The organism is uncultured Cellulomonas sp. (assembly GCF_947494015.1).
GTDB lineage: Bacteria > Actinomycetota > Actinomycetes > Actinomycetales > Cellulomonadaceae > Pengzhenrongella.
In genome coordinates, this window is sequence record NZ_CANLTL010000035.1 from 1 (window position 1) to 1,634 (window position 1,634).

The window sequence follows — 1,634 nt, forward strand, 5'->3', positions numbered from 1 at the left end:
GCCTGAGAGCTGATGGTGACCCTGTATGGGGGAAGAGGGTGATCCTATGCTGCCTAGAAAAGCCTCGACGCGAGGTTCAAGCCGCCCGTACCCTAAACCGACTCAGGTGGTCAGGTAGAGAATACTAAGGCGATCGAGAGAATCGTGGTTAAGGAACTCGGCAAAATGCCCCCGTAACTTCGGGAGAAGGGGGGCCTGAGGCGTGATCCCACTAGCTGGGGGAGCGTTCGAAGGCCGCAGAGACCAGGGAGAAGCGACTGTTTACTAAAAACACAGGTCCGTGCGAAGTCGCAAGACGATGTATACGGACTGACGCCTGCCCGGTGCTGGAAGGTTAAGAGGACGGGTCAGCCGCAAGGCGAAGCTCAGAATTTAAGCCCCAGTAAACGGCGGTGGTAACTATAACCATCCTAAGGTAGCGAAATTCCTTGTCGGGTAAGTTCCGACCTGCACGAATGGCGTAACGACTTCTCCGCTGTCTCAACCGCGAACTCGGCGAAATTGCACTACGAGTAAAGATGCTCGTTACGCGCAGCAGGACGGAAAGACCCCGGGACCTTTACTATAGCTTGGTATTGGTGTTCGGTGCGGCTTGTGTAGGATAGGTGGGAGACTGTGAAGCCGGCACGCCAGTGTCGGTGGAGTCATCGTTGAAATACCACTCTGGTCGCTCTGGATGTCTAACCTCGGTCCGTGATCCGGATCAGGGACAGTGCCTGGTGGGTAGTTTAACTGGGGCGGTTGCCTCCTAAAATGTAACGGAGGCGCCCAAAGGTTCCCTCAGCCTGGTTGGCAATCAGGTGGCGAGTGCAAGTGCACAAGGGAGCTTGACTGTGAGACTGACAGGTCGAGCAGGGACGAAAGTCGGGACTAGTGATCCGGCGGTGGCTTGTGGAAGCGCCGTCGCTCAACGGATAAAAGGTACCCCGGGGATAACAGGCTGATCTTGCCCAAGAGTCCATATCGACGGCATGGTTTGGCACCTCGATGTCGGCTCGTCGCATCCTGGGGCTGGAGTAGGTCCCAAGGGTTGGGCTGTTCGCCCATTAAAGCGGTACGCGAGCTGGGTTTAGAACGTCGTGAGACAGTTCGGTCCCTATCCGCTGCGCGCGCAGGAAACTTGAGAAGACCTGTCCCTAGTACGAGAGGACCGGGACGGACGAACCTCTGGTGTGCCAGTTGTTCCGCCAGGAGCACGGCTGGTTGGCTACGTTCGGAAGGGATAACCGCTGAAAGCATCTAAGCGGGAAGCCTGCTTCAAGATGAGGTTTCCACAGGGCTTGTCCCTGAGAGGCTCCCAGCTAGACCACTGGGTAGATAGGCCGGATGTGGAAGCGGGGACCAACGACCCGTGAAGCTGACCGGTACTAATAAGCCGACAACTTCACACACACAAGACTGATGATGTGCGCGTCCACTGTGCGGTTCCCGAGAGACGGGCACCCACACCCCGGATCGGTACCGGCCCCACCCCATGGGCCCGGGACCGACACACCAGGGGTGTGGCCCGGACATCTCCATAGAGTTACGGCGGTCATAGCGAGGGGGAAACGCCCGGTCCCATTCCGAACCCGGAAGCTAAGCCCCTCAGCGCCGATGGTACTGCACGGGAGACTGTGTGGGAGAGTAGGTCG

2 rRNA genes are annotated in these 1,634 nt (G+C 58.1%); both read left to right on the plus strand.

Going from position 1 to position 1,634, the window contains the following annotated elements:
- Positions 1-1,391 (plus strand): 23S ribosomal RNA (locus tag Q0840_RS18955); the annotation flags it as partial.
- 135 nt (positions 1,392-1,526) lie between these two features.
- Positions 1,527-1,634 (plus strand): 5S ribosomal RNA (rrf, locus tag Q0840_RS18960); the annotation flags it as partial.